Raw genomic sequence first — 24,978 nt, forward strand, 5'->3', positions numbered from 1 at the left:
AGGCCGGGATGGCCAAGAAAAAACTCGTGGTCGTCGGCAACGGCATGGCCGGCGTGCGCGCTGTAGAGGAGGTTCTCCTCCGGGGCGGCGCCGATCTCTTCGACATCGTGATCTTCGGCGCCGAGCCCTACGGCAATTACAACAGGATCATGCTTTCCAGCGTCTTGAGCGGCGAGCAGGACGCGAGTGAAATCTTCATGAATCCGCTGGACTGGTACAGGGAGCGCAACATCGCCCTGCATGCCGGAGATCCGGTAGCCAGGATCGATCGCGCCGCCAAAATCGTGGTTTCGGAAGCGGGCCTTCGCGAAGGCTACGACAAGCTTCTCATCGCGACAGGAAGCCGTCCTTTCATTCCGCCGATCGATGGCGTTCGCGGCGTCGACGGAGGGTTGAAATCCGGGGTCTTCGGTTTCCGCAGCATGGATGATTGCAACGCCATCATGGCGCGCGCCGGGGAAAGCTCACGCGCCGCCGTCATCGGAGGCGGCCTGCTCGGACTCGAGGCCGCCCATGGCCTGCTGAAGCATATGAGCGAGGTGCATGTTGTCCACAGCGGCAGGCATCTGATGAACCAGCAACTCGACGCCGCGGCGGGGGCGATGCTCGCGGCCGGCATGGCGGAGCTCGGCGCCCGGGTGCATCTCGATAAGCGGACGGTCGGCGTCGTCGGCGAGAGCGAGGTTGCAGGCGTCGCCTTCAAGGACGGCGAGAGGCTGGATTGCGAATTGGTCGTGCTGGCGGCAGGCGTGCGACCGAATATTGAAATCGGGCTCTGCGCCGGCCTGACCGTCGAACGCGCCATCGTCGTCGACGATCACATGCGCACGGAAGACGATCCCGACGTTTATGCGCTCGGCGAATGCGCCCAGCATCGCGGCAAGGTCTATGGCATGGTCGCTCCGCTGTGGGAGCAGGGCAAGGTCTTCGCTGACCATGTGACTCAAACCAATCCGGACGCCCGCTATCACGGCTCCAAGCTGGCGACCAAGCTGAAGGTCATGGGCATCGAGCTTGCGTCGATGGGCTCGCCCGAGCCCCAGGAAGGCGACGAACTGATCCAGTTCTCCGAGCCCCGAAGGGCCGTCTACAAGAAACTCGTCATTCGCAACGGCCGCCTCGTGGGAGGGGTCCTGCTCGGCGATATCGCAAAAGCGGCCTATCTGATGCAGGCCTTCGCGAAAGACGCGCCCTTGCCGGAAGACCGGTTGCGGATGCTGTTCGATTTCGGCGCGCCGAGCGGGACGGCGGCGATCGAAGAGATGTCCGCCGAAACGCAGGTCTGCAACTGCAGCGGCGTCACAAAAGCTGCGATCGCCTCCTGCGTCGCGGCCGGCCATCGCACTTTGAAAGCGGCGATGGATGCAACCCGAGCCGGCAAAGGCTGCGGCGCCTGCAAACCCCTCGTCGCCGAGACGGTGCTCTATTTTTGTGGCGGCGAGGCCGAAGAGGATCCTTCGATCCATTACTACGTCCCGTGCATTCCCATGACGAAGCCGAGGCTGGCCGCGGAGCTGCGGGAGAGGGGCCTCAAATCCGTTTCCGCTGTTTTCGATGCGCTCGCGGGGGGAGTCGAGGACGCGGCGAGCAAGCCTGCGCTCGCCTCGCTGCTGGCGACGATCTGGAACCGCGATTACGAAGACGAGCGCGGCGCCCGCTTCATCAATGACCGCGTGCACGCCAATATCCAGAAAGACGGATCGTTCTCGGTCGTTCCGGAGATGCCGGGCGGCGTTTGCACGCCTGCGGAGTTGATGCGCATCGCCGAGGTCGCTTTGAAATATCATATTCCGCTCGTCAAGCTGACGGGCGGGCAGAGGATCGACCTCGTCGGAGCGCAAAAGAATGTCCTGCCCGCGATCTGGCGCGATCTCGACATGCCCGCCGGGGCGGCCTGGGCCAAGGCCTATCGTACCTGCAAGAGCTGCATCGGTTCGGACTATTGCCGTTTCGGCCTCGATGACAGCATGGGATTGGCCCAGAAGGTCGAGCGTCGGTTTCGCGGGGTGGAAAGCCCGGCCAAACTCAAGCTCGCCACGGCGGGATGCCCTCGCAACTGCTCGGAAGCCATGATCAAGGACGTCGGCTTCGTTGCGATAGGCGATGGCAATTGGGAGATTTATGTCGGTGGAGCGGGCGGCTCGCATGTGCGCAAGGGCGACTTGCTTTGCACGGTCGACGGCGAAGAAAAGGCGCTCGCTCTCGCCGGCCGTTTTCTCCAATACTACCGCGAGAACGCCAACTGGCGCGAGCGCACTTACGATTTCATCGAGCGCGTCGGCATAGATCATGTCCGAGCGGTTGTCGCTGCGGATTCCGAAGGGCAGGGAGCGGCTCTCGACGCGGCCATGCAGGCGGCTGTCGACGCCGCTTGCGATCCCTGGAAGGAAGCGTCGGCGCCGAGGACTGCGAACCAGTTCGCCGCCGCGATTGGCGCGGAGGACTGATCGATGGGTCTGGTCAGGATCGGCAACATCGAAGAAGTTCCCAGAGGCGAGGGGCGGCGGTTCAGGCTCGGGGACCGCGAAATCGCCGTCTTCCGCACCTGGGCGGGCGAAATCTTCGCCGCCCAGCCGGATTGTCCGCATGCGGGAGGCCCGCTCGCGGACGGCCTTCTCGGAGGCGCGTCCGTGACCTGCCCGCTGCATGATCGTTCTTTCGACTTGCGCTCGGGCAGGAATCTCAGCGGGGACTGCGAGGATATTTGCGTCTTTCCCGTCGCAATCGAGCGGGATGGCGGAATGGTCGTCGAATTGGCGGAGTAATTTCTCGAACTTGTTCATTTCAGCCGGAAACCGGCTGGCGCTCGCCTGCGTCTTATCCTAAAGAATGGGGCAGGGCCGTTCGACGTTCGAACGCGGTATCTTCCCGCCCTAGATATTCTCCCCGATATCCGAATTCGCGAGAAGGCGGAGGCGACGCAAAAAGCGCAGGGCCGCCGCCGAGCTTCGACCACGGAGCCTGTCGCGTCAATTCGAACCTGAATTGACGCGAGCGCCCGCGACATCCCCTGCGGGCGGTTGAGACGGTCCGAAGCAGACAATGGAGTGATGACGATGGCTCGCAAGCCTGGGACAAAAAGCGAATATGTCCTTTTCGACGTCATCTACGATGACGGCAGCCAACGCTCCAATCGCCGGGTGCCGAAGGATATCCTCGGCGGGCTCGACGGAGACGAGCCGGCGCGCGCAGTGATCGAAGCTCAGGATCGGGAAATCGCCGAACGCTCGGGACGACCGATGGCGGCGATCAAGGCGGTGCGACGTTCATCCTGAGCATCGGACGGAGCGACGCAGGCGCCGCTTCGCGGCCACAAGACATTCACTGAAAATTCCTGGGGGAGGAAGCGGCGGAAAGCCGTCGCTTCTCGTGCTTTTGCTTCGTTTCAGAGGCCTATGGCGCTGCTGCGATCAGCTTTCCAGCTTCAGCATGTCCGCCGAATATTTGCCGCTGCGCTTGTCGACCATCAGGTCGAAGCTGACTTTTTGGCCCTCTACGAGAGTTGAGAGGCCGGCGCGCTCAACCGCGCTGATGTGGACGAAAACATCGTTTCCGCCGGAATCGGGCTGGATGAAGCCAAAGCCCTTTTGGGCGTTGAACCACTTTACGGTTCCGCTGATCATAGAATGTCCTTTCCAGGAGCGTTTAGGCGCCGGCGCGTTGAGCTGCTGGCGCGAGAGAGAATCGAAGTTCTGGAGAGGAAGTCACGGGCCGACGCGCCTATTATGGCGAGAAAGACAGTAAGATCGTCCGGCCGAAACCCGATAAGCTACAAATAGGCGGTTTTTCTCGAATGGCAACCTCGACCGGAAAAGTAATTCCTTCGACGCCGCCGCCCGGCCGCGGGGCGCCCGAAAGGCGCCGCCGCTTTTCGATGGCCCATCAGAATTCCTTCAGCTTTGTCCGCCAGGAATCGCGAATGCAGCAAATCACTCCACCCATCCTCAGCCGAAGAGACGCGCTGCGCCTCATCGGCGTCGTTCCCTTCGCCGTCGCCGCGCACGCCGACGACACGCAATGGTATCCGATCCAGGGCGACGACGGCGCGCCGGTCAGGAACTTTCGCATTCCGGCGGAACTCGATCCCGCCGCTACGCCCGGAATCGTCTGGCGCGGTGCGGAAGGCGCCGACGCGGTCCTCTATGAGTTCTTCGACTACAATTGCGCCTGGTGCCGAAAGGCGGCCCGCGAAATCGAGGCGCTCGTCGCAAAGGACAAGCGCCTGCGCCTCGGGCTCGTCAACAACGCCATGTTGTCGATCGGCTCGGTTCAGGCTGCGAAGGTTCAGCAGGCCATCCTCAGGCTTTACGGGCCCAAGGTCGCCTATGATTTTCACCTGCGCATGTTTGCGCGCAAGGGCCAGAACGACGGGCTCGCCGCGCTCGACGTGGCGCGGTCGATGAAGCTCGACGCCGCGAAGATCGAGGAATCCGCCGACAGCGACGTCGTATCCGACGTGCTGAAGCGCCAGACGCGACTCGCTTCCAGCCTCGACATGAACATGACGCCGTCCTTCGTCATCGCCGGCGCCGCCTTGATCGGATGGCCCGGGATCAAAGCGCTGGGGTCCGTCGCCGCCGCCGTGCATCAATGCGGCCTGCCGGTCTGCGAGAAAAAATAACTCGAGGAGAGCGGCAATTCGCCGCGCGGGTTCGGCCCACGGCTTCGCCTAGTCTTTGCGCGAACATTTTCGAGTCGCGCAAAAAAGGGAAAGCCGCCATGCAGCAGATCGATTCAATCCTCGACGCCGTCCGGCGGATTGAACCGGTCATACGAGAAAACGCTCCCGCCGCAGAGCGCGACCGTAGGCTGGCGGCGCCGGCGGCGGCCGCGATGCGCGAGGCGGGGCTTTATCGGCTGTGGCGTCCGAAAGCTCTCGGTGGACTCGAGGTCGATCCGGTAACCGGCTTTCGCGTCATCGAGGAGCTCGCGCGCATCGACAGCGCGGCGAGCTGGAACCTTCAGGTATCGATCGCGCATGATCTCTTTGGCCCATGGTTCGGCGACGCCGCCGCGCGCGAGATTTTCGGGGGCGACGCCATAACCGTGGGCGGCCAGCAGCCCGCGCGCCGCGCCGTTCCCGTCGAGGGAGGCTATCTCCTCTCCGGCAAGACCCCCTTTGTGAGCGGCGCGCATCAGGCGACCGCCTACATCGGTTACGCCAACATAGTGGAGAACGGCGAACTGCGTCGCGGCGCCGATGGGACGCCGGAGACGCTTCTGGTCGCCTGTCCCGCGAAAGACGCCCAAATCGTCGACAATTGGAACGTCATCGGCATGCGCGGCACCGGCAGCCATGACGTCGAGATGCACGACGCTTTCATTCCCGCGCATTGGACGGTTCCGTGGGCGCCGTTGCAAAAGCCGGGCAGCGCCTATCAGGGGCCGCTCTATCGTCTCACCGTATGGCCGGCGATAGCCGCCCTCACGCCGCCGGCGCTCGGCATCGCCCGCGCCGCGGTCGACGAGGCGGTGGCGCTCGCGACCGCGAAGACTCCGGCCTTCGGCGCCAGGGCGCTCAAGGACAATAGCGTCGTTCAGTCGCAACTGGCGCGCGCCGAAGCGCGGCTCTGCGCCGGTCGGGCTTTGTTTTACCAGACCTTCGCGGAGGCCTATCGGGAAGCTGTCGCCGGGCGCCCTATCGACATCGGCTTAAAGGCGAAAATGCAGCTCGCCATGACCCACGCCATGCTCGAAGCGGCGGCGGCGGTCGACATCGTTCATGAGATCGTCGGCGCCTCGGGCGTGCGCGACGAATACAGCTTCTCGCGGCATTTCCGCGACATCCACGTCATCACCCAGCACGGCTTCATCAACTCCGCCAAATTGCAGGGGGTGGGGCAGATCATGCTGGGCCTTGCGCCGGACTGGCCGTTCTTCGCCTTTTGAATTGGGCTGCGCTTTTCGACTTCTTCACTCCGCCGACGCTTGCGCGGCGATTGTGAGCGGCTCCGGCGCGACGCGCTTCTGCGAGGGGATGCGCTTTCGCGCGCGTCGCTTGCGCAACCAGATGTACACGCCGGTCCCTGAGAGCATCGTGATGGCGAAGCCGAGCGCGCAGACGAAAATCTTGTACGGAAGACCGAACAGATTGGCCATGTGGAGCGCCACGAGCCAGGATGTCAGCGTATTGCCGGCGTGCTCCCCGCTGGGGAGACCAAGCGCGTGAAACTCTCCCGAATAGGCGTCGAAGTAGACCGTGGTCGAGCCGTATTTCTCGCCGACGTCGCGGCTGGAATGCACGCTGTAACCATAGAGCCCACGAGCGCGCATATATGACAGCGCGTTCGGCCGGTCGATCTTGAAGTCGTGATTTCTCGCCTGTTCGTCCATCAGCCGGACGCCGATCGCCTGCGCCTCCTCCCAGCCCAGCGGCTTGCGGTTTTTTTGCGCCGGCGCCGGCTCCGCTTCATGCTTCATGAGCGGTTCCTCGTAAGCGAGGAACAGTCTCGTCGCTGCGGCGTAAACGCCGTTCAGATGGAACGAGACGCTCGACCACGCGAATACGAGCAGCATCGCCCACAGCCATAGCCCGCCCGCGCGATGCAGGTCGAAATTGAGGCGATAGCTGGAGGCCGGCCATTTCACCATCCAGGCGGGACGCCAGCGTGCGAAGTAACCGTTGCGCGCCGCGCGGCTGGGAACAGGCAGCGTCAGATAGAAACCGTTGAAGCAATCCAGCGTCCAGACGAGAGCGACGATCCCGAGTATCCAGGCGCCGGTCGGCCCCATCAGCAGATTCATGTGCAGCTGGTAGACGAAGGGGATGATCGTCGCGAGGCCGGTTGGAAGACCGCCTGCCTCGCGCCGGCCCAGTTCATGGCCGTCGATAGGATCCAGCATCAACTGCTGGAAGTCGAGCTTTTGAGCCGCGCCGGGCCGCGGCTCCATTCGAACCATCGCCGTCCCGGCGAAGCCGAGATAGACCGAGCTTGTCCGCGCTTGCGGAACCAGCTCCTCGGCGCTGCGCGCCAGCGTTCCGGCGTCGAGCCGGACGCCGGGACGCGGCTCGGGGAAGAGTTCCGGCGAGAGCCAGTGGTTCAACTCGCCGAAGAAAGCGAGCACGCTGCCCGTAAGCCCGACGACGATGAGAAAGGCCGCCATTGCCAGGCCGGTCCAGCGATGCACGACGACCCAGAGCGAGCGCGTAATCATGTTCCATTCCCTTGAAAAAGGCGCCGCCGCCGCGGCGGCGGCGCTTTCGACTCGCGAAGTGCTAGAACTTGACCTTGATCGACCCGATGAAAGTTCTCGGTTGTCCGTAGACGGCGTATTGGCTGTTGACCGCCGTGTCGAAATATTTGGCGTCGGCGATATTGACGACATTCAACTGCGCCTCGACCTGATGACCTTCGAACACGGTGCGATAGCCGATCATCGTATCGAAGCGCACGTAGCCCGGCAGCGCCCAAGAGTTCGTAGCGTTTGCTTCGCGCAGGCCGTTGGCGAAGGCTCCGGCGCCGAAGCTCCAGCCCTCCTTCAGACCGGGCGCCGTGTCGTATTTCGCCCAGAGGCTGCCGGCGTTTCGCGGAACGCCGGGCTGACGTTTGCCGAGAATGGCGCCGGTTCCGGTCGTATTGTCCTTGATGACCAGGGCGTCGTCATAGGTATAGCCGCCGATGATGCTGATGTTGTCGGTGACCTGTCCGGCGATGTCGAGTTCAACGCCGCGGCTGCGCACCTCGCCGGCGGCGATCGAAAAGCCCGAATTGGCCGGATCGGTCGTCAGCACGTTGGTCATGTAAAGATCGTAGGCGGCTATCGACGCCGTGAGCTTGCCGTCGTAGAGGCTCGCCTTGGCGCCGATTTCATATTGCCTGCCCTCCTGAGGCTGGAACGGCGCGCCGCTGAAGCTGCGCGCAGTCGCGTTCGACGTTCCGAACGACTCGGCGTAGCTGGCGTAAACCGAATATTCGGGCGTCAGCTTGAACAGCAGTCCGCCGCTGGGCGAGACCTTGTGATAGGTCGGATTGCCTTTCCACGGCGGGGTATAGTGGCCGTCGCAAAGCGGAAAGCAGGGGCTCCCCGAAACCGTCGCGAAGGCGAGCTCCGAGGCGGCGTCGAACGCGATGTCGTAGCGTCCGCCGATCAGGAAATGGATGATATCGTTATAATCGATGTCGTCCTGAACATAATAGCCGACGTCCAGGGACTTGTTGCGGCTCTTGTTGCCATGGGCATAGGCCTGCTGGGCGCCGATGATCGTCCAGTTTATGCCGCCATAGGCTGGAGCCCAGATGTTGAACGCTGGGATTTCCGGCACCGCCCTGGGGGCGGGATTGTCGCCGAGATACAGGTTGTGATAGTCGTAATAATCGAAGCCGAACAAAAGGTTGTGTTTGACGGGGCCGGTTTCGACCTTGCCGGTCACGTCGAGATTGATGGACCAGTTGTCGCGATAGACCTGGCTCCAGCTCAGGCGCCGCAGGAGATTGCCGGTTTTGTAATTCAGCGCGACGGGAGCGGCGAGAAGATAATTCTCGTTTTCATCGCTGTGATTGTACAAGAACCGGTTGGTCACCTTCCATTGATCGTTGAAGCGATAGGTCCAGTCGGCGGAGACCAGCTCGCGCTCGATCGTATCCGGAAACTGGTTGTATTTTTGTGGATCGTTTTGCGTCCAATCGCGCGGCAGATAGGCGGGCCGTCCAATGAGCCACGGCACTTTATAGGTCGTCGCGATCGCGGGGATCATCCCCGCGTAGCCGCCGCGGTTGGCGTCGCTGTCATTGTAATATTCGAGACCCACATTGGCCTCGAATTGCGTCGTTGGCCGCCAGCTGACTTCGCCTGAGAAAGCGCCCTTGTCGTGATGCTCGAAATCGACCCATGAGTCAGAGTGATCGAACGCTCCCATGACGCGATAGAGGACGGATTTATCCGAGGTCACGGGTCCGGTGAGATCCAGCGTGGTGCGCGACAATCCCCAGCTTCCGAACTGTTCCTGAATGCTGTAGGCAGCCTCCTCCTGCGGGCGCTTCGTCACGAAATTCACCAGTCCGCCGGGTTGGATGCGCCCATAAAGCATCGCGGTCGGCCCCTTCACGATCTCGACCCGGTCGATGAAGGACACATCCTCCGAGCCGGCGACCGCGAACAGCTTGAGGCCGTTCCGGTAAGTGTTCGAGGCGGTCGGAAATCCGCGGATGATGTAGCTGTCGTAATAGACGCCCAGGCCCTGCTGCACGCCCGACACGAATCTCACCGCATCCTGCGTGTTGAGAACCTGAGCGTCCTCCAGCACCTGCTTGGGAACGACGACAATGGCTCTCGGCGTATCGAGGATCGGCGTATCGGTCTTGGTCGCCGTTGTCGCATAGCTGCGGGTGTAGGAGTGCTCCTCGGCCTTCTCGCGCTCCTTAGCCGTCATAGGACCGGGCGCTGGAGTCGAGGTCGCGGGCGCCGAGGTCGCCGGGGGCGCGGCGCTGCCGACGTCTATGGACGGCAAGGCTTCCTGCGCGAGGGCGGCTGGGCAGGACGAGGCGAGGACGAGTGCGAGCGCGCCGGCGGAAGCGCGGCGTGGCGGGGTCGAACGGAACATAAAGGAGTCTCCTGCGCGGCGCCGGGCGCGCGCGCGAACCAAGAACGGATACGGCCGGGGCCGCGTTCAGTGGGTCAGGAGAAGATCGGCGGGCCGCGCGGCGACCGGGCCTCGAACCAGACCCTGGAAGGCGTCCGGGAATCGGAGAGCGCCGGTCGGCCCAGCGTCGTCGGCGGAGCGTGGGGGACGATGAATACCAGCGCCGCGGGCGAGATCGCGGCGCCGAAGGCCGCTGCATGATGCCTGACGAGACAAAAGGCGCAGGCGTCATGATGATGCGAAGTGGGCGCGGGGACCTTGCCGTCTCCGGGCGCGCCCGTAGCGGCGCAATCGACGGCGAGAAGGGAGGCAGGGGCGCCGAGGCCCCAGTGTTGCGCCGCGCTTCCGGATTGGAGCGGAGCCAGGACAAGCGCCTTGAGAACGAGCAGACAGATGGCGACCGTCGCGAGAGCCGCGCGGGCCGATCCTGTCTTTGTTCCCCAGACCTTCGGCAAGGTTTCGTCTCTCCAGGAGCGGGCCGCTCGGCCGCTCAAAGCATTTGAGCAGCGTAACTAAACACTTTCGGCGCACGAAAAATTTCATGACGATTTCGACAGTATGGAATTCTTAAAGTTTTCGACACTGTGCCATTTTTGCCACATCGGAGCGGCGCGAGCCGGATTGACGGCGCGGCGAATTACCTGTTCTTCTTGATGGTTCCTCGTGTTCCCGATGGAAGGCCGCATGCGAATCCTGTTGGTCGAAGACGAAATGGAAGTCGCGCTCTCGATTTCTAGCGCACTCGGCCGCGCGGGCTTCGTCTCGGACCATGTTTCCTCCATCGACGAGGCGCGGCGCGCGCTGGCGCGCCAGCCCTATGCGTTGGTCGTTCTGGATCGGCGCCTCCCCGACGGCGATGGCATTTCCCTGACGCCGGAGATGCGGCGGATGCGGCCGGGCATTCAGGTTTTGATGCTCACCGCATGCAACAAGACCGACGAGATCGTCGCAGGGCTCGACGCCGGCGCCGACGATTATCTGTCCAAGCCTTTCGATTTCGACGAATTGCTGGCGAGAATCCGCGTCGGGCTGCGTCGCCATGGCGACGCGCTGCCGAAGATCGTCGTCGGCGACTTGTCCTTCGATCCCCGCATTCGCGATGTTTCCGTGCGCGGCAAATCCGTGATCGTCCACGGGCGCGAATTGACGCTGCTCGAAGTTCTGATGCGTCACGCCGACAGGATGGTGTCGCGCCAGAGCCTGCTCGACGAAATCTACGGGCCCGACGACGACATTCAGCCGGCGGCGCTGAACGTGCTGGTGCTGCGCCTGCGACGGACCCTGGAGGAGCATCGCGCGGGCGTCGCGATTCACTCCGCGCGCGGGGTCGGCTACATGATAGGGGCGGTGTCCGCATGAAGAAGCCGACCTCTCTCTCCTCCCGATTGACGGTCTATTGGATCGTTGGTTTCGCAGTCTCCTATTTTACCCTGCCGATCATCGTCGCCCTTCTGCTCGCGGCGCTGCGGCTCAACGAATTTTCGGACGCAAACCTTCAGAGCTGGACGACGAAACGCGCGCGTTTCACGGTGGAGGCGGCGCTGCGCAAGGGGCCTGACGGGCGCCTTTTCGTCGAACAGACCGACGAATTGCGCGCCTATATGGAAGCCAATCCGCACTTTCGCTTCGCCGTGCTGGACGCGAAGAACGACGAACTCTTGCCGGGCTCGTCCGAAGATCTGGCCGCCGCCTTCGCCCCGCGAGGCCGCGCCGACATGCTCACCATTTCGTTTCATCTCGCCGACGATCCGGACCCCGACGCCCGCGGCTGGGTCCGCACGATCGCCACCGAAGTCGGAACAGTGCGTTTCATCCTCTACGGCGCGAATTTTCACGGCGACGACGTGCTTTATCAGATTTCCTACGCTTTCACTTGGGGGAACTTCTTCGTTTATCTTCCGATCTGTGCGGTGATGGCGCTCATCGCGCTTTTCGTCGTGCGGCGCGGCCTTGCTCCCTTGCGCGCCGCGGCGGGCAAGGCGGCCAGCATCGATTTGAACTCGCTCGACCAGCGCATTCCCGTCGCCGGTCTTCCTTCGGAAGTCGCGCCTTTTGTCGAAGCGATGAACAAGGCGCTGGAGCGCGTCGACGACGGTGTCGCCCGTCAAAAACGCTTTCTCGCCAACGCCGCGCATGAATTGCGCACGCCGATCACGATATTGTGCTCGCACATCGCCAATCCGGACGATCAGACATTTCGCGAGGACATCAAACGCGACGCGCGCCGCATCCGCACCATCGTCGAGCAATTGCTCAGCGTCGCCCACATCTCGGGCCAGAAGGGCGCCAGCGAAAAGGACATCGATCTCGGCAAGGCCGCGCTCTCGGTGATCCTCGACTATATGCCGCTCGCGATCGAAAGCGGGCGCAACATCGAACTCGACTGCGCGTCGTCTCCGGTGATGGCCCGGGCAAACGGCTGGGCGCTGGAGAGCGTGGTCACCAATCTGGTTGAAAACGCGGTTCGCGCGGAGCCGGTCGGCGGAAACGTGCTCGTGCGCGTCTCGCCCGGCGCGACGATCGAGATCGTCGATCATGGCGAGGGCGTCGCGCCCAATGATCGCGAGGCGATTTTCGAGCCGTTCTGGCGCAAGAGCAATTCGACGCGCGGCGCGGGCCTCGGCCTCGCCATCGCCAGGGAGCTGATCGACCAGCAGGGCGGGCGCATTTGGGTCGAGGAAACGCCCGGCGGCGGCGCGACATTCAAAGTGTCCCTCCCGCACGTCGTTCAGGAGCCGGTTTCGCCGCCCCTGAACGACCTCGCCGCGCCCCAGCTGGCGAAACCCGCCTTCATCGTTTGATTTAAGGCGTCGGAGCTTCCTCCGTGGCGCGGTTGACGCGTCCGGCGCCGTTATCGCATCGAGCACAGTGGCCTGCGCGCTTTCAGATCGAGCATGCAAATGGTTATGTGCAATAGGTTTTTTCCTGTGCGCTTAATGTGCTGGCAACTTCTGCTGGCTAAATCGTAAGATTCTCCAGCAGGAGTCGTCACCTTTGTCCATCTTCAATACTGCTCGTTTCGCTCTTGCGGCCTGGCTAGGCCTGGCGGCGTCCTCCGCTTTGGCTCAGGCGGTTCATCCGGACGGCGCTGCTGCGCCCTTGGTGGTGACGCCGATTTTCTCTTTCTCAGGCGGGAACGACGGGTCGATGCCGGCTTCCGAGCTGGCGGTCGACAGCGACGGCGCGCTCTACGGGACCACAGTGGCGGGCGGCGCCTATAACGACGGCGTGGTGTTCAAACTGACGCCGCCGGCCGCGGGCTCAAACAATTGGACCGAGACTGTCCTTTACAGCTTTTTGGGAGGGTCCAACGGGCTCAACCCCATGTTTACGCCGACCATCGACTCCCGAGGAGTCATCTATGGCGCCACACAGTACGGCGGAGCGAACGATAATAGCGGCGCCGCGTTCCAGTTGACCCCGCCGATCCCGCCCTCGACCCAATGGACCGGGACCAAGATTTTCGACTTCAGTTACGCCTCGACCGGAGCTAACCCCAAGGGCGGCTTCGTGATCGACAGCAGCGGCGCGCTTTACGGAACCACCTCGACCGGCGGCCCTCAGGGCAAGGGGACGGTGTACAAGCTTACCCCCCCTACGCCGCCCGCCACGCAATGGACCGGAGCGGCGCTTTACAGCTTCTCCGGCGGCGCGGACGGCGGCAATCCCGGAAGGACGCTCGTCATAGACAGCAGCGGCGCGCTCTACGGCGGGACCGCATCTGGCGGCGCGAGCGGAAGCGGCGTCGTGTTCAAGCTGATCCCGCCGGGAGGGAATTGCACGCCGACAGCGCCCAATCTGTGGTGCGAGACCGTGCTTGCGGACGGAATCGGCAGTCTTTCCGGCGGCGTAGTCATGGATTCGCACGGGGCGCTTTACGGCGCGGCGCAGGGCGGCGGAGCCTATAGCCACGGCCAGCTCTTCAAATTGACTCCGCCTGTGCCTCCCGCCACGCAATGGACCCTGGCGACGCTTTACAGCTTCACCGGCGGCGCCGACGGAGCCAATCCAACAAGGGCTCCGATTCTCGTGGGCGGCGTCCTCTACGGCACAACGTCGTTAATGGGGAACTGCATCTATTGCGGCGCGATCTATGAGCTCACGCCGCCGGTTCCGCCTTCCACCCAATGGACCGAGACCACGCTCTGGAGTTTCGCCACCCCCCACGGACCGTTCCCGTCCGGCCTGAGTTTGGCGCCGTCCAATTTCGGCCTCGGCATTGCGATCAACGGCGCCGTACAAATGGGGGGTGGGGCAGGCGGCTACGGCGAGATCTTCACCTTGCGGTGCCCCCCGCGAGGCAGACAAGTCTTTGGCGGGGCCATGCGGACGGCCTGCGCGCTATAGCGCGGTCTTGCGAGAGCGCGACGACACGGCATGACGAAATAAATATCGCAGCAGCAGGAGCTATCGCCTTGTTCATTCTCAACGCCACGCGCTTCACGCTGGCGGCCTCGCTCGGCCTGTCGGCGTCCTCCGCTTTGGCTCAGGTCGTTCATCCGGGCGGCTCTGCTGCGCCCCATGTTTTGACGTCGCCCCGCGTTTCGACACCGCCTCTTCCCCTGACGCCGCTCTACGCCTTTTCCGGCGCCGGCGATGGCGGCGGCAAGTCTCTCAACGTGACGGTCGATAGCGACGGAGCGCTCTACGGAACCACTCTCACGGGCGGCTCCGCCAATAATGGCGTCGTGTTCAAACTTACCCCGCCGGCTCCCGGCAACGCCATATGGAGCGAGACCGTCCTTTACAGCTTCTCGGGGCCCGACGGGGCCAGCCCCTGGTTTACGCCTAGTTTCGACTCCTGGGGAGCGCTCTACGGCGCGACGAGCGGCGGCGGCGCAAATAATATTGGCGTCGCTTTCAAGCTCACGCCGCCTGCGCCGCCCGCCACGCAATGGACCGCCGCGGCGCTGTATAATTTTGCCGGCGGCGCGGACGGCGGAACACCTGGGATAACGCTCGCCATGGACAGCAGAGGCGCGCTCTACGGCGGGACGGCATCTGGCGGCGCCAGCGGAAACGGCGCCGTGTTCATGCTGACGCCGCCTGGAGCGAATTGCACGCCGGCGGCGCCCAATCTCTGGTGCGAGACCGTGCTCTACAGCTTCGCCGGCGACGCCGACGGGGCCGGCATCGTGGGCGGCGTCACATTGGATTCGCACGGGGCGCTTTATGGCGTAACACAGGCGGGCGGCGCCTATGGCTACGGCCAGCTCTTCAAATTGACGCCGCCGACGCCTGCCTCCACGCCCTGGATCAAAACCACGCTCTACAGCTTCACGGGCGGCGCCGACGGGGCCAATCCGTTCAGTGCTCCGGTCCTCATCGACGGGGCTCTTTACGGCGCTACGACGAACAAGGGGAACTGCTCCTCTTGCGGCGCCATCTATCGGCTCAGGCCGCCGGTTCCGCCGGCTGTCCAATGGATCGAGGACACGCTCTGGAGCTTCACCGGCGGCGCCGATGGCGGAGCTCCAGTGGCGGGCCTGACTTTCGCCCCATCCAATCTGGGCCGTAGCGTTTCTATTTTCGGCTCGACGCCCGGCCAGATTTTCGCCCTGCAATGCGCCCCCCGCGCGCGGGAGGTGTTCGGCGGCGCCCCGCGCGCGGCCTGCATTCAATAGCGCGGTTTTGGGCGGGCGCGATTCACGGCGTGGAAACGCCTGCGGGTTAAACTCATGGTTGAGTTTTCACGCAGGAGTTTCGCATCGTGTCTATCTTCAAGGCGGCGCGCTTCGCGCTCGCGGCGGGGCTCAGCCTCTCGGCGACTTTCGCCTCGGCGCAGGTCTATGGCCGTCCGCCCACCGCAACAGGCGGCATCCCCTCCGGCAGGACGACGATTTACGGCTTCGCGGGCGGAACCGACGCCGCCACGCCGAAATACGTCAAGCTGGCGATAGACAGCCAGGGGGCGCTCTATGGAACCTCGGCCTATGGCGGGGCCAATAATCTCGGAACCGTGTTCAGGCTGACCCCGCCCGGTCCGGGCCAGACCAAATGGACCGAGACAGTGCTTTACAGCTTCGCCGGCGGGAGCGACCTCGCCAATCCGCAAGCGGGCGTGGTGATGGACACCAGCGGGGCGCTTTATGGGGCGTGGGGCGGACTTGTCTACAAGCTGACCCCGCCGGGGCCGAGTTGCGCCCCCACCGCCCCCAATCTTTGGTGCGAAACCATCCTTTACAATCAGGCGGTCTCGCCGGAGGCGGTTCCGGATTCGCCCCTGATCTTCGATTCCCAGGGAGCGCTTTATGGGATCTCTTGGATTGCGATTGTGGGCGTTTTTGCCGGCGTCACGCCAACCGAGCAGGATTTCGCTCTCGTCACCAAGCTGAGTCCGCCCGGCCCCAATTGCGCTCCCGTCGCGCCCAATCTGTGGTGCGCGGCCTCGCTCGCCAGTTTCGACATGAGGGCGGGCAGCATTGCTAATCTTCCGTCGATCGCTCTCGTGATGGACTCGGCCGGCGCTCTCTACGGCACGACTCCCATTGGCGGCGCGGGCGGTTACGGCACGGTGTTCAAGGCGACCCCGCCGGGGCCGAACTGCACGCCCACGGCGCCATTCCCCTGGTGCGGCTCGGTTCTGTACAACTTTTTCGGCGCTGATGGCCAGACGCCCGCAGCGGAGCTGACCATCGACAGCAGCGGCAATCTCTATGGAACGACGCTCTCGAACGTCTTCAAGCTGACGCCGCCCGGCCAGGATTGCAGGCCGATAAGCCAAAACCTCTGGTGCGAGACCACACTCTATGCTTTCACCGATCCATTGGGCGGCAGCGCTTCCCAGGCGGGCGTGACCATGATCGGCGGCGCGCTCTACGGGACCGCCTCTCAGGGTGGTTCGGCCGGCAACGGCGTGCTGTTCCAGCTCAGGCCGCCGGTTCCACCCTCGACGAAATGGACCGAAAACGTCCTTTACAACTTCTCGGGCGGCGCTGACGGCGGCAATCCTCTCGGCGGCGTGATCTTCGGTCCCACCGACTTCGGCTTCGGGGCGGCGATCTACGGCGTCACTGCGACGGGAGGCCCTGCCGGAAAAGGCGTGGTTTACCAGTTGCAGTGCAAACCGCAGACCGGCGAGATCTACGGCGGCGCGCAGCATGTCGTTTGCGCGCAATAGCGCTTCTTCCGCGGCGTGATTCACGCCGCGGAAACTCGCGCGGCTTAAACTTGCGGTTGAGTTTTTCACGCAGGAGTTTCGCATCTTGACTATCCTCGACGTCGGCCGTTTCGCGCTCGCGGCGGCGCTCGGCCTTTCGGCCTCCTCGGCTTCGGCGCAGGTTCGTGTCGGCGCCCCGCCATCGTCCTTCACCGTGGTTCGGCTTTACACTTTTTCCGGCGCCGATGGGGGAAACCCGGAAGCTGGTCTGACGGTCGACAGCGACGGCGCGCTGTATGGGACCACGGTGACAGGCGGCGGCGCCAATGCGGGCGTCGTGTTCAAACTGACTCCTCCGGCTCCCGGTAAAAGCAAGTGGACCGAGAGCGTGCTTTACAGCTTCTCGGGGCCCGACGGGGCCAGACCCTCGTTTACCCCGGCGCTCGACTCCCGAGGCGCGCTTTACGGAGCCACGTCTCAGGGCGGCGCGAACAATCTCGGAGTCGCGTTCATGCTGACTCCGCCCGTCGCCCCTTCGACGCAATGGGTCGAGACCAAGATTTTCGACTTCACTTACAGCGTCGGCAGTTGGCCCGGGGGCGCTTTCGTGTTTGACAGCAATGGAGCGCTCTACGGGGTGGGTGGGGAAGGCGGAGCCTCGGGCTATGGCACCGTATACAAGCTCACGCCCCCTGTTCCGCCGGCGACACAATGGACCGGCGTTGCTCTCTACAATTTCACCGGTGGGGCGGACGGACGCTATCCCGGACTAAAGCTCTTCATGGACACGAGCGGCGCGCTCTACGGTGGGACCGGAGATGGCGGGACGAGCGGAAATGGCGTCGTGTTCAAGCTCACGCCGCCCGGCGCCGATTGCGCACCCACGGCGCCAAATCTGTGGTGCGAGACCGTGCTCTATAGCTTTGCCGACGCCGCCGACGGCGTGGCCATTGCTGACGGCGTCACGATGGATTCCCACGGCGCGCTCTATGGCGCGACCTACATGGGCGGCGCCAAAGGGCAGGGCCAGATTTTTAAATTGACGCCGCCGACGCCTCCTTCCAGTCAATGGAGCAAGACGACGCTCTACAGCTTCACGGGCGGCGCGGACGGAGGCAATCCTTTCGGCACTCCGGTTCTGGTGGGCGGCGCCCTTTACGGCGCAACCCTACATTATGGAAACTGTCCGAACTGCGGCGCGATCTATCAACTCAAGCCGCCGGTTACGCCATCTGCCCAATGGACCGAGAACACGCTTTGGAGCTTTACAGGCGACGCCGATGGTGGATCTGCGCCAAGCCTTACATTCGCCCCGTCCCAATTCGGACTAGGCGTCGCCGTCTATGGCGTAGCGACTTTTGGCGTCGGCGTCTTCAGCCTGCAATGCGCCCCGCGGGCGCGGCTGATCTCGGGCGGCGCCCTGCAGACGGCCTGCGCGCAATAGCTTGGTTTTGCGCAGGCGCGATTAACGGGGCGGCGACTCCTGCCGGCTAGTCTGGGGCTGAGTTTTCACGCCGGAGTTTTGCATCGTGTCTATCCTGAAGGCCGCCCGTTTCGCGCTTGCGGCGGCGCTCAGCCTGTCGGCCCCTTTCGCTTCGGCGCAGCAGCTTCGCCCCGAGGCCTCCTCGCACTTCGGCGTGGCGCCGCTTCATTCCTTTTCGGGCGGGGCCGACGGGGGCGGCAAAATCCTCAACCTGGCGGTCGATAGCGACGGCGCGCTTTACGGGACGACATCGGGGGGCGGCGCCAGCAATTTGGGCGTCGTATTCAAACTGACTCCGCCGGAACCCGGCAAAAGCAAATGGACCGAGACCATCCTTTACACTTTTTCCGGGGCCGATGGGGCGATTCCCATCTTTACCCCGACCATCAACTCCCAGGGAGCGCTCTACGGCGCCACGACTTCGGGAGGGTCCGGCAACTACGGCGTCGCATTCAAGCTCACGCCGCCGGCGCCGCCCGCGACACAGTGGGTCGAGACCAAGATGGTGGACTTCAATTTTTCCATCGGCGAAAATCCCCAAGGCGCCTTCGTAATGGACAGCAGCGGCGCGCTTTATGGGGGGGCCTATTCAGGCGGGGCCTCATACCGCGGGACGGTGTACAAGCTCACGCCGCCGGGGTCCGGCGTGGCACTTTATAATTTCACGGGCGGAGCCGACGGAGGCCAGCCGGGACTTACCTTCGCCATGGATGCGAACCACGCGCTTTACGGCGCAGCCGGCATCGGCGGGGCGAACAGATACGGGGTCGTGTTCAAGCTGACCCCGCCCGGCGCAAATTGCACGCCCACGGCGCCCAATCTCTGGTGCGAGACCGTGCTCTACAACTTCGCCGGCGGGGCCGACGGCGGGTCTCCTGTCGGCGTCATCATGGATGCCCACGGCGCGCTCTATGGCGCGACTTTCCTCGGCGGCGCCGGCGGCTACGGCCAGGTGTTCAAACTGACGCCGCCGACCGCTCCCGCCACGCAATGGACCAAAACGGAGCTTTACAGCTTCACTGGAGGCGCCGATGGCGCCAATCCCTACAGCGCTCCCGTGCTCCTCGGCGGCGCCCTTTATGGCGCTGTTCCATATGGGGGAGGCTGCTCCTTGGACCCCAACTGCGGCTCCATCTATCGGCTGAATCCGCCGGTTCCGCCCTCCACCCAATGGACCGAGGAAACGCTCTGGACCTTCACCGGCGGCATGGACGGCGCGCGCCCATACGCGGGTCTGACCATCGTCCCGGTCAATTTCGGACTCGGCGTCTACGGCGCCACAGCCAGCCAGGTCTTTGCCTTGCAGTGCCTGCCGCGGGCGCGGGAGGTCCTTGGCGGCGCCCTGCAAACGGCCTGCGCGCGTTAGGGCTGCCGGATCGTCCTCTCAGCCTCCGCCATTGGCGCTGCCGGTGCGGCCCGGCGCGAAGGTGACCGCCTTGATCTGGGCGAACACGTCCATTCTGGGCGCAAACTCCAGCCGCTCCCAGGAAAGTCGGGTGACCCGCGCCAAAATGCGCGCGCCGGCGCCTTCCGGCCCCAAGCCGAGCACGGCCGTCATACGGTTTTCCTCGGAGGGCGCGACGCTCAGAATCCGCGCCGGAAGGACATTGAGGATCGTGCTCCTCGGCAGTAGCTCCCGCGCGAGGCTGACATCGGTCGCGAGGATACGGATGCGGCGAATTTCTCCTGCTGCGACAGGGGGAGAGGGAACCTCGAAACTGCCGCCGTCGGCCCGCAGAGAGGCGACGCCGTAGTTCGCATCATAGCGTTCCACTTTCGCGTTGAGGCTCACCGCCGCGGATCGGCTCTGCATCAGCGGCAGGTCGGGATCGCTCTGCAATCTCGCGAGCGGCCCCGAGGCGACCACGCGGCCGCCCTTCATCAGAACGAGGCGATCGGCGAGGCGCTCGACCTCCTCCATGTCGTGGCTCACATAGATGACGGGCATGGAGAGTTCTTCGTGCAGCCGCTCGAGGAAAGGAAGAATCTCGTCCTTGGTCATGCGGTCGAGCGCGGAGAGCGGCTCGTCCATCAGCATCAGTCTCGGCTGCGAAAGCAGCGCGCGGCCGATGGCGACGCGCTGGCGTTCGCCGCCGGAAAGATGCGACGGCGCCCGATCCAGCAGCCCGGCGAGCCCGAGCAGGTCGACGACGTCGTCGAAACGGAGACTCTCGCCGTTATTGGGCTTGCGAGGCGCGCCGTAGGTCAGGTTCCGCCTCACCGACAGATGGGGAAAAAGGCTCGCTTCCTGAAACACATAGCCGATAGGCCGCTGGTGGGTGGGGCGGAAATAGCCGTCGTCCTGCCAGGTTTCGCCGTCGATGGCGATGAAGCCGTCGTCGAGGCGATTGAGGCCGGCGATGCAGCGCAGCAGCATGGTCTTGCCGCAGCCGGAATGGCCGAACAGCGCAGTGACGCCGCGCGCCGGCGTCTCGAAAGCCGCATTGAGCTCGAATCGGCCCGCAAAGCCGCGGAACTTCGCCCGGATCGCCCCCCGGGTCATGCGCGGCCCGGGCGCGAGAAGCGCTTCTCGAGCAAAGTCATCGTCAATATCACCAGGAAAGCGAAGGCCGCCATGGCCCCGGCGAGGATATTGGCCTCGCGCCATTGCATCGTTTCGACATAATCGTAAACCGCGACGGAGAGCACTTTGGTCTTGCCCGGAATATTGCCCCCGATCATCAGCACGATTCCGAACTCGCCCACGGTATGGGCGAAGCCCAGCACGGCCCCGGTGAGAAAGCCGGGCAGGGCGAGAGGCACTGCGACGGTCCAGAACGCGCGCCATGGCGACGCCCGCAGCGTCGCCGCCGCCTCCAGCGGGCGGTCGCCCATCGCTTCGAAGGCGTTGCGAATAGGCTGGACCACGAAAGGCGTCGAATAGACCACCGAACCGATCACCAGCCCCTGGAAGGTGAACGCCAGAGTGCGGAGATTCCAGGCGCGGGCGATCCAGCCGCCGGGGCCGTCGGGCCCCAGCGCGACGAGCAGGTAAAAACCGAGCACCGTCGGCGGGAGAACCAGGGGCAGGGCGATCACCGTCGCCGCCGCCTCTTTCCACCATGCGCGGGAGCGCGCCAGCCACCAGGCCAGCGGCGTTCCGACAACGAGCAATATCAGCGTCGTGAGCGCCGCGAGCTCGATGGTGAGACTGATGGCGGTCCAGGTTTCGGGCGGCAGGCTGGTCATCCGGCTAGTTCTTGTCCCCGACGCCGTAGCCGTATTTTTTGACGATGGCTACGCCATCTGGACTTTTCAGAAAGGCGAGGAAAGCGACGGCGGCCTGATTGGCCGCGCCCTTTTTCAAGAGCACGGCGTCCTGCCGGATCGGCGTATAGAGATCCTGCGGCACGACCCACCTCGAACCGCCGCTGACTTTTGCGAGCTGCGAGAGCGCGACGAAGCCCATTTCGGCGTTGCCCGAATCGACGAACTGAAACGCCTGGGAGATGTTTTCGCCCTGCACCAGTTTCGGCTGCAGTTTCTCGTAGAGTTTCAGCGATTTCAGGGTTTCGATCGCCGCCGCTCCGTAAGGCGCGCCCAAAGGATTGCAATAGGCGAGCTTCTCGAAGGAAGGCGCCTTCAGGGCCTCGGGGCCCGCGGAAAGAGCGGGGTTCTTGCTCCAGAGAACCAGCTTGCCGATCGCATAGGTGAAACGGCTGTCGGGGAGGGCGTAGCCATCCTCGATCGCCTTCTTCGGCCGGGCTTCGTCGGCGGAAAGGAAGACCTCGAAAGGCGCCTCCTGGGTGATCTGGGTATAAAGCTGGCCGCTCGATCCAAAGCTCAAGCTCGCCTCATGGCCGGTCTTCGCCTTGAAGGCGCCGGCGATTTCCTTTGCGGCTTCGGTGAAATTGGCCGCGACCGCGACATTGGTCTGAGCCGCCAGAACCTGCGCCGGGATCGCTGCGACCAGAAACAGGCCCAGCCAGGCCAAGAGAAGGTTTTTGGGTTTCATTCGATCGGCGCCCCCGGATGCGGCGCCTCCCGGCGCAAATTGCGATGAGAAAAAATATGGATGTTTTACATAATGCTTTTCAAGCGAAAACTTCGCCGGCGGGTCGGGAGAGGGCCGGAGAGGCGGATCAACTCCCCGGCCCCCGATATGCTCGGCGCGCTCTCGGGCCGGACGGGAAGGCCCGACCGGCGAGAGCGCCCCGGAGCGCTCAGTGAGCGCGCGGCGCCGCAAGCGCCTCTAATTCCGCAGGGGTAAGGCGGAAAAAGCCTCTTCCTCCGGCGCGGGTGGCGAATTTGCCGCCGGCGCGGGCGCAGAGCCGTTTGAACCATTCTTCAGGGGTGAGATCGCTCGGGCAATAGTCGATCTTCAGCACGGTGGTGTCGGGCCGAAAACGAACATGCAGCAGGATCGGAGCGTTTTGCGCCGAGGCGGAGCTTTCCCCGCCCGCGGAAACTTCGTCGGCCTCGATCGCATAGGCGAGATTGCTCTGCATTTCATGCTCCTTTCCAGGGCGCTGGAGTCGCGAAGGCGCGACCGACGCAGCTCATTATATAAACTATATACATAGCCCTATTGCCCGCTTCCGTCGGTTTTTGCAAGGGGGATTTGCGACGCAGGGCAGGGCGAGGCCCAGGCGGGAGGGCGATGTGGCAGTTTTGTCGCATCTCGCGGCAAATCAATATATTGCCTAAAATCTCGGCTCGATGCTCGTTGACGCCGGTCCGCGGCGGCAATTAATTCTCCTTATCTAATTTGGATACATAACGAAGCGCGGGCCTCTGAGCTTTTTGACCCTTTCTGATCCCGGGCGCTTCGGAGGAGTTCGTGAATGATCGTCCGCGCCCTGAATTTCGTCCTACGCCAGCCTGCCGGAAATTTTCGCCTTCGAGCGGCCGATCGCAGCCGCGCCGCCGCTTTGACGCTCGCCCTCCTCGCTTTTCCGGGGGCGGCGCGCGCGATGGATCAGATCGGCTCCGGCGCCGCGATGGATCATTCCGACGCCATGAGCCCCATGCCGGGCGGGGCGACCGCCGGACATGGCGGCTCCGGCATGGCGGGCGAGCGCATTCCAGCGGGCGTGACCGGCGCCTATATGGTTCCCGCCGGCGAGGGCATGTTCAATTACACGCCGACCTTCATGCATATGAGCGGCAATTACGTCGGCTCGGAGCAGGTGTCTCCGCAGACCATCGCCTCCACGATTTTTTCCGGCCAGTTCATGACCATGACCATGAAGATGGGCGGCATGGGAGGCATGCCGATGACCAAGACCATGATCATGCCGGTCATGCTGCGGATCGTGCCGTCGAGCATGGATTCGCAGATGCACATGTTCAACGGCATGTACGGCCTGACCGATTCCATCAATCTGATGGTGATGGGCAGCTACGCCCAGAAATCGATGACCATGACTACGTTCGCGGGCATGTCGGGCCTCGCGGTGCTTGGTCAAAGCTCGGGAAGCACGGAAGGCTTCAACGATGCGATGGTGGGTTTGAATCTGCGGCTTTATCAGGACGACGTCAATCATCTGCAAGCGGGACTAGCCCTAGCCCTGCCGGTGGGTGCGCAGACTTCCACGATTCAGATGCTCAGCGCCATGGGCGGCTATATGACCATGCGCGCGCCCTACGCCATGCAGATCGGAACGGGGACGGTCGATCTCGTTCCCACTCTCGCCTACACCGGAAAGATGGGCCCCTGGTCCTGGGGCGCGATGTTTCGCGGGCGCTACGCCCTGGACAAGAACAGCGAGGGTTACCAGTTCGGCGCTTCGAACGAGCTCACCGGCTGGGGCGGATATAGTTTCATTCCCGGCGTCACGGCTACCTTCCGGGTTGCGGGCTCGACGCAGGATCATATCCACGGCCAGGACCCGCTCATCAATGGACTCTCCTCCCCCGCCAATCCGCTCTATTACGGCGGCAAGCGCATCGATCTGCTGGGAGGCCTCGCCGTCTCGGGACGTCCCTTCGGCCTCGGCATGACGATTCTCGCGGTGGAGGCCGGCGGCCCGGTGTTCCAGGAACTCAACGGCCCGCAATTGGGCAAGGCGTGGCAGATCTCGGTCGCCGGCAGGGTGATGTTTTAGGGCTGCAAGGAGGCCAAAAAAGCAGCGTGCCGCCGCCGTCTTGCGCGGGCTGGCGTCAGTTTCGCCCATTATTAAATATTGACCATCGGACTGTTTGGGGCAGGATCGACCCTGCGAGGACAGTTTGAGGGAAATAAGAATGGAGCGAATGCTCGTCACCGTACGTCATGGCCAGAGCGAATGGAATTTGCAAAGCAGATTCACCGGATGGAAAAATCCCGGTCTGACGCCGCTGGGAATCGAAGAGGCGCGCAGCGTCGGCCGCGAACTCAAAAAGCGCGATCTCGCTTTCACGGTCGCATTCACTTCGGCCCTTCTGCGGGCGCAGCATACCCTCGACATCATTCTCGACGAGTTGGGACAAACAGGAATCCCGACGCTCAGCGAGCCGGCGCTGAACGAACGGCACTACGGAGACTTGTCGGGAATGAGCAAGGAAGAGGCATGCCGTAAATGGGGCGACGAACAGGTGCATCTGTGGCGCCGTTCATATGAAGTCGCGCCGCCGGGCGGCGAGAGTCTGAAGGACACCTCGGCGAGGATCCTCCCGTTTTACTGTCAGAATATCCTGCCGCATGTTTTGCGCGGAGGACCCGTCCTTGTTGTCTCACATGAAAACTCGCTGCGGGCGCTGGTCATGGCGCTCGAAGGCCTGACTCCCGAAACGGTCCCCCAGGTGGAAATCGAGAATGGCGCGGCGACGGCGTATCGCTTGAACGCGGACGCCACCGTCGCATCGAAGCAGGTGTTCCGGGGGTGAGAACGAAAA

22 protein-coding genes are annotated in these 24,978 nt (G+C 63.6%); 14 read left to right on the forward strand and 8 right to left on the reverse strand.

What is annotated here, in order from left to right; genetic code table 11:
* Positions 1-8: 8 nt before the first annotated feature.
* The 3 genes from nirB to H2LOC_RS02645 all read left to right on the forward strand — a co-directional run bounded on the left by nirB (position 9) and on the right by H2LOC_RS02645 (position 3,275).
* Positions 9-2,447 carry a nitrite reductase large subunit NirB gene (nirB, locus tag H2LOC_RS02635; RefSeq protein WP_136494967.1) on the forward strand — a complete coding sequence of 813 codons (2,439 nt, stop codon included), beginning with the start codon at positions 9-11 and terminating at the stop codon, positions 2,445-2,447.
* A 3-nt stretch (positions 2,448-2,450) separates the two neighbouring features.
* Positions 2,451-2,765 carry a Rieske 2Fe-2S domain-containing protein gene (locus H2LOC_RS02640; RefSeq protein ID WP_136494968.1) on the forward strand — a complete coding sequence of 105 codons (315 nt, stop codon included), beginning with the start codon at positions 2,451-2,453 and terminating at the stop codon, positions 2,763-2,765.
* A 291-nt stretch (positions 2,766-3,056) separates the two neighbouring features.
* Positions 3,057-3,275, forward strand: a complete 219-nt coding sequence (locus tag H2LOC_RS02645) for a hypothetical protein (protein ID WP_136494969.1) — start codon at positions 3,057-3,059, stop codon at positions 3,273-3,275.
* 135 nt (positions 3,276-3,410) lie between these two features.
* Here H2LOC_RS02645 and H2LOC_RS02650 read toward each other — a convergent pair whose 3' ends face one another.
* Positions 3,411-3,623, reverse strand: coding sequence for a cold-shock protein (locus H2LOC_RS02650; protein ID WP_136494970.1), 213 nt, complete (start codon positions 3,621-3,623; stop codon positions 3,411-3,413).
* Positions 3,624-3,919: 296 nt separating this feature from the next.
* Here H2LOC_RS02650 and H2LOC_RS02655 point away from each other — a divergent pair, with 296 nt between their 5' ends.
* Positions 3,920-4,621: a DsbA family protein gene (locus H2LOC_RS02655; protein WP_246206954.1), complete on the forward strand. Its 702-nt coding sequence runs from the start codon at positions 3,920-3,922 to the stop codon at positions 4,619-4,621.
* A 98-nt stretch (positions 4,622-4,719) separates the two neighbouring features.
* Positions 4,720-5,889: an acyl-CoA dehydrogenase family protein gene (locus H2LOC_RS02660; RefSeq protein WP_162009684.1), complete on the forward strand. Its 1,170-nt coding sequence runs from the start codon at positions 4,720-4,722 to the stop codon at positions 5,887-5,889.
* 24 nt (positions 5,890-5,913) lie between these two features.
* On the opposite strand, the gene H2LOC_RS02665 is transcribed toward H2LOC_RS02660, so the two are convergent.
* From H2LOC_RS02665 to H2LOC_RS02675, 3 genes are all read right to left on the reverse strand, one after another.
* Positions 5,914-7,155, reverse strand: a complete 1,242-nt coding sequence (locus H2LOC_RS02665; RefSeq protein ID WP_246206955.1) for a PepSY-associated TM helix domain-containing protein — start codon at positions 7,153-7,155, stop codon at positions 5,914-5,916.
* A gap of 61 nt (positions 7,156-7,216) precedes the next feature.
* The gene (locus H2LOC_RS02670) at positions 7,217-9,541 is read right to left on the reverse strand and encodes a TonB-dependent siderophore receptor (RefSeq protein WP_136494973.1); all 2,325 of its coding nucleotides are present in this window, start codon (positions 9,539-9,541) and stop codon (positions 7,217-7,219) included.
* 74 nt (positions 9,542-9,615) lie between these two features.
* On the reverse strand, positions 9,616-10,035 hold the full coding sequence (locus tag H2LOC_RS02675; RefSeq protein WP_136494974.1) for a DUF2946 family protein: 420 nt from the start codon (positions 10,033-10,035) through the stop codon (positions 9,616-9,618).
* A 229-nt stretch (positions 10,036-10,264) separates the two neighbouring features.
* Here H2LOC_RS02675 and H2LOC_RS02680 point away from each other — a divergent pair, with 229 nt between their 5' ends.
* The 7 genes from H2LOC_RS02680 to H2LOC_RS02710 all read left to right on the forward strand — a co-directional run bounded on the left by H2LOC_RS02680 (position 10,265) and on the right by H2LOC_RS02710 (position 19,528).
* Positions 10,265-10,939 carry a response regulator transcription factor gene (locus tag H2LOC_RS02680; RefSeq protein ID WP_136494975.1) on the forward strand — a complete coding sequence of 225 codons (675 nt, stop codon included), beginning with the start codon at positions 10,265-10,267 and terminating at the stop codon, positions 10,937-10,939.
* Positions 10,936-12,381 (forward strand): sensor histidine kinase, encoded by a 1,446-nt coding sequence (locus H2LOC_RS02685; RefSeq protein ID WP_136494976.1) that lies wholly within the window; start codon positions 10,936-10,938, stop codon positions 12,379-12,381. The genes H2LOC_RS02680 and H2LOC_RS02685 overlap by 4 nt, the downstream gene beginning before the upstream one ends.
* Before the next feature lie 193 nt (positions 12,382-12,574).
* A complete protein-coding gene (locus H2LOC_RS02690) occupies positions 12,575-13,927 on the forward strand; it encodes a choice-of-anchor tandem repeat GloVer-containing protein (RefSeq protein ID WP_136494977.1) in 1,353 nt (450 codons plus the stop codon).
* A gap of 68 nt (positions 13,928-13,995) precedes the next feature.
* Entirely contained in the window at positions 13,996-15,204 is a 1,209-nt protein-coding gene (locus H2LOC_RS02695) for a choice-of-anchor tandem repeat GloVer-containing protein (protein WP_136494978.1), read from the forward strand.
* Positions 15,205-15,290: 86 nt separating this feature from the next.
* Complete coding sequence (locus tag H2LOC_RS02700; RefSeq protein ID WP_136494979.1) at positions 15,291-16,700, forward strand: choice-of-anchor tandem repeat GloVer-containing protein; 1,410 nt, start codon at positions 15,291-15,293, stop codon at positions 16,698-16,700.
* Between the two features lie 85 nt (positions 16,701-16,785).
* Positions 16,786-18,123 (forward strand): choice-of-anchor tandem repeat GloVer-containing protein, encoded by a 1,338-nt coding sequence (locus H2LOC_RS02705; protein WP_136494980.1) that lies wholly within the window; start codon positions 16,786-16,788, stop codon positions 18,121-18,123.
* An 85-nt stretch (positions 18,124-18,208) separates the two neighbouring features.
* The gene (locus tag H2LOC_RS02710) at positions 18,209-19,528 is read left to right on the forward strand and encodes a choice-of-anchor tandem repeat GloVer-containing protein (RefSeq protein WP_154331552.1); all 1,320 of its coding nucleotides are present in this window, start codon (positions 18,209-18,211) and stop codon (positions 19,526-19,528) included.
* 18 nt (positions 19,529-19,546) lie between these two features.
* Here H2LOC_RS02710 and modC read toward each other — a convergent pair whose 3' ends face one another.
* The 4 genes from modC to H2LOC_RS02730 all read right to left on the reverse strand — a co-directional run bounded on the left by modC (position 19,547) and on the right by H2LOC_RS02730 (position 22,610).
* Positions 19,547-20,665: a molybdenum ABC transporter ATP-binding protein gene (gene modC / locus H2LOC_RS02715; protein WP_136494982.1), complete on the reverse strand. Its 1,119-nt coding sequence runs from the start codon at positions 20,663-20,665 to the stop codon at positions 19,547-19,549.
* A complete protein-coding gene (gene modB / locus H2LOC_RS02720) occupies positions 20,662-21,351 on the reverse strand; it encodes a molybdate ABC transporter permease subunit (protein ID WP_136494983.1) in 690 nt (229 codons plus the stop codon). Before modB ends, modC begins: the two co-directional genes overlap by 4 nt.
* Before the next feature lie 4 nt (positions 21,352-21,355).
* Positions 21,356-22,117, reverse strand: coding sequence for a molybdate ABC transporter substrate-binding protein (modA, locus tag H2LOC_RS02725; protein ID WP_136494984.1), 762 nt, complete (start codon positions 22,115-22,117; stop codon positions 21,356-21,358).
* A 208-nt stretch (positions 22,118-22,325) separates the two neighbouring features.
* Positions 22,326-22,610, reverse strand: coding sequence for a hypothetical protein (locus tag H2LOC_RS02730; protein WP_246206956.1), 285 nt, complete (start codon positions 22,608-22,610; stop codon positions 22,326-22,328).
* 336 nt (positions 22,611-22,946) lie between these two features.
* On the opposite strand from H2LOC_RS02730, the gene H2LOC_RS02735 reads away from it, so the two are divergent.
* A complete protein-coding gene (locus H2LOC_RS02735; RefSeq protein WP_136494985.1) occupies positions 22,947-24,209 on the forward strand; it encodes a hypothetical protein in 1,263 nt (420 codons plus the stop codon).
* A gap of 139 nt (positions 24,210-24,348) precedes the next feature.
* Entirely contained in the window at positions 24,349-24,969 is a 621-nt protein-coding gene (locus H2LOC_RS02740; RefSeq protein WP_136494986.1) for a 2,3-bisphosphoglycerate-dependent phosphoglycerate mutase, read from the forward strand.
* Positions 24,970-24,978: the final 9 nt, after the last annotated feature.

This window comes from Methylocystis heyeri, from assembly GCF_004802635.2.
Lineage (GTDB): Bacteria > Pseudomonadota > Alphaproteobacteria > Rhizobiales > Beijerinckiaceae > Methylocystis > Methylocystis heyeri.

Excerpts from the sequence above, each read along its gene's own strand:
- nirB (WP_136494967.1), top strand. The coding sequence starts at position 9 with ATGGCCAAGAAAAAACTCGTGGTCGTCGGCAACGGCATGGCCGGCGTG.
- H2LOC_RS02640 (WP_136494968.1), top strand. The coding sequence starts at position 2,451 with ATGGGTCTGGTCAGGATCGGCAACATCGAAGAAGTTCCCAGAGGCGAG.
- H2LOC_RS02645 (WP_136494969.1), top strand. The coding sequence starts at position 3,057 with ATGGCTCGCAAGCCTGGGACAAAAAGCGAATATGTCCTTTTCGACGTC.
- H2LOC_RS02650 (WP_136494970.1), bottom strand. The coding sequence starts at position 3,623 with ATGATCAGCGGAACCGTAAAGTGGTTCAACGCCCAAAAGGGCTTTGGC.
- H2LOC_RS02655 (WP_246206954.1), top strand. The coding sequence starts at position 3,920 with ATGCAGCAAATCACTCCACCCATCCTCAGCCGAAGAGACGCGCTGCGC.
- H2LOC_RS02660 (WP_162009684.1), top strand. The coding sequence starts at position 4,720 with ATGCAGCAGATCGATTCAATCCTCGACGCCGTCCGGCGGATTGAACCG.
- H2LOC_RS02665 (WP_246206955.1), bottom strand. The coding sequence starts at position 7,155 with ATGATTACGCGCTCGCTCTGGGTCGTCGTGCATCGCTGGACCGGCCTG.
- H2LOC_RS02670 (WP_136494973.1), bottom strand. The coding sequence starts at position 9,541 with ATGTTCCGTTCGACCCCGCCACGCCGCGCTTCCGCCGGCGCGCTCGCA.
- H2LOC_RS02680 (WP_136494975.1), top strand. The coding sequence starts at position 10,265 with ATGCGAATCCTGTTGGTCGAAGACGAAATGGAAGTCGCGCTCTCGATT.
- H2LOC_RS02685 (WP_136494976.1), top strand. The coding sequence starts at position 10,936 with ATGAAGAAGCCGACCTCTCTCTCCTCCCGATTGACGGTCTATTGGATC.
- modC (WP_136494982.1), bottom strand. The coding sequence starts at position 20,665 with ATGACCCGGGGGGCGATCCGGGCGAAGTTCCGCGGCTTTGCGGGCCGA.
- modB (WP_136494983.1), bottom strand. The coding sequence starts at position 21,351 with ATGACCAGCCTGCCGCCCGAAACCTGGACCGCCATCAGTCTCACCATC.
- modA (WP_136494984.1), bottom strand. The coding sequence starts at position 22,117 with ATGAAACCCAAAAACCTTCTCTTGGCCTGGCTGGGCCTGTTTCTGGTC.
- H2LOC_RS02730 (WP_246206956.1), bottom strand. The coding sequence starts at position 22,610 with ATGCAGAGCAATCTCGCCTATGCGATCGAGGCCGACGAAGTTTCCGCG.
- H2LOC_RS02735 (WP_136494985.1), top strand. The coding sequence starts at position 22,947 with ATGATCGTCCGCGCCCTGAATTTCGTCCTACGCCAGCCTGCCGGAAAT.
- H2LOC_RS02740 (WP_136494986.1), top strand. The coding sequence starts at position 24,349 with ATGGAGCGAATGCTCGTCACCGTACGTCATGGCCAGAGCGAATGGAAT.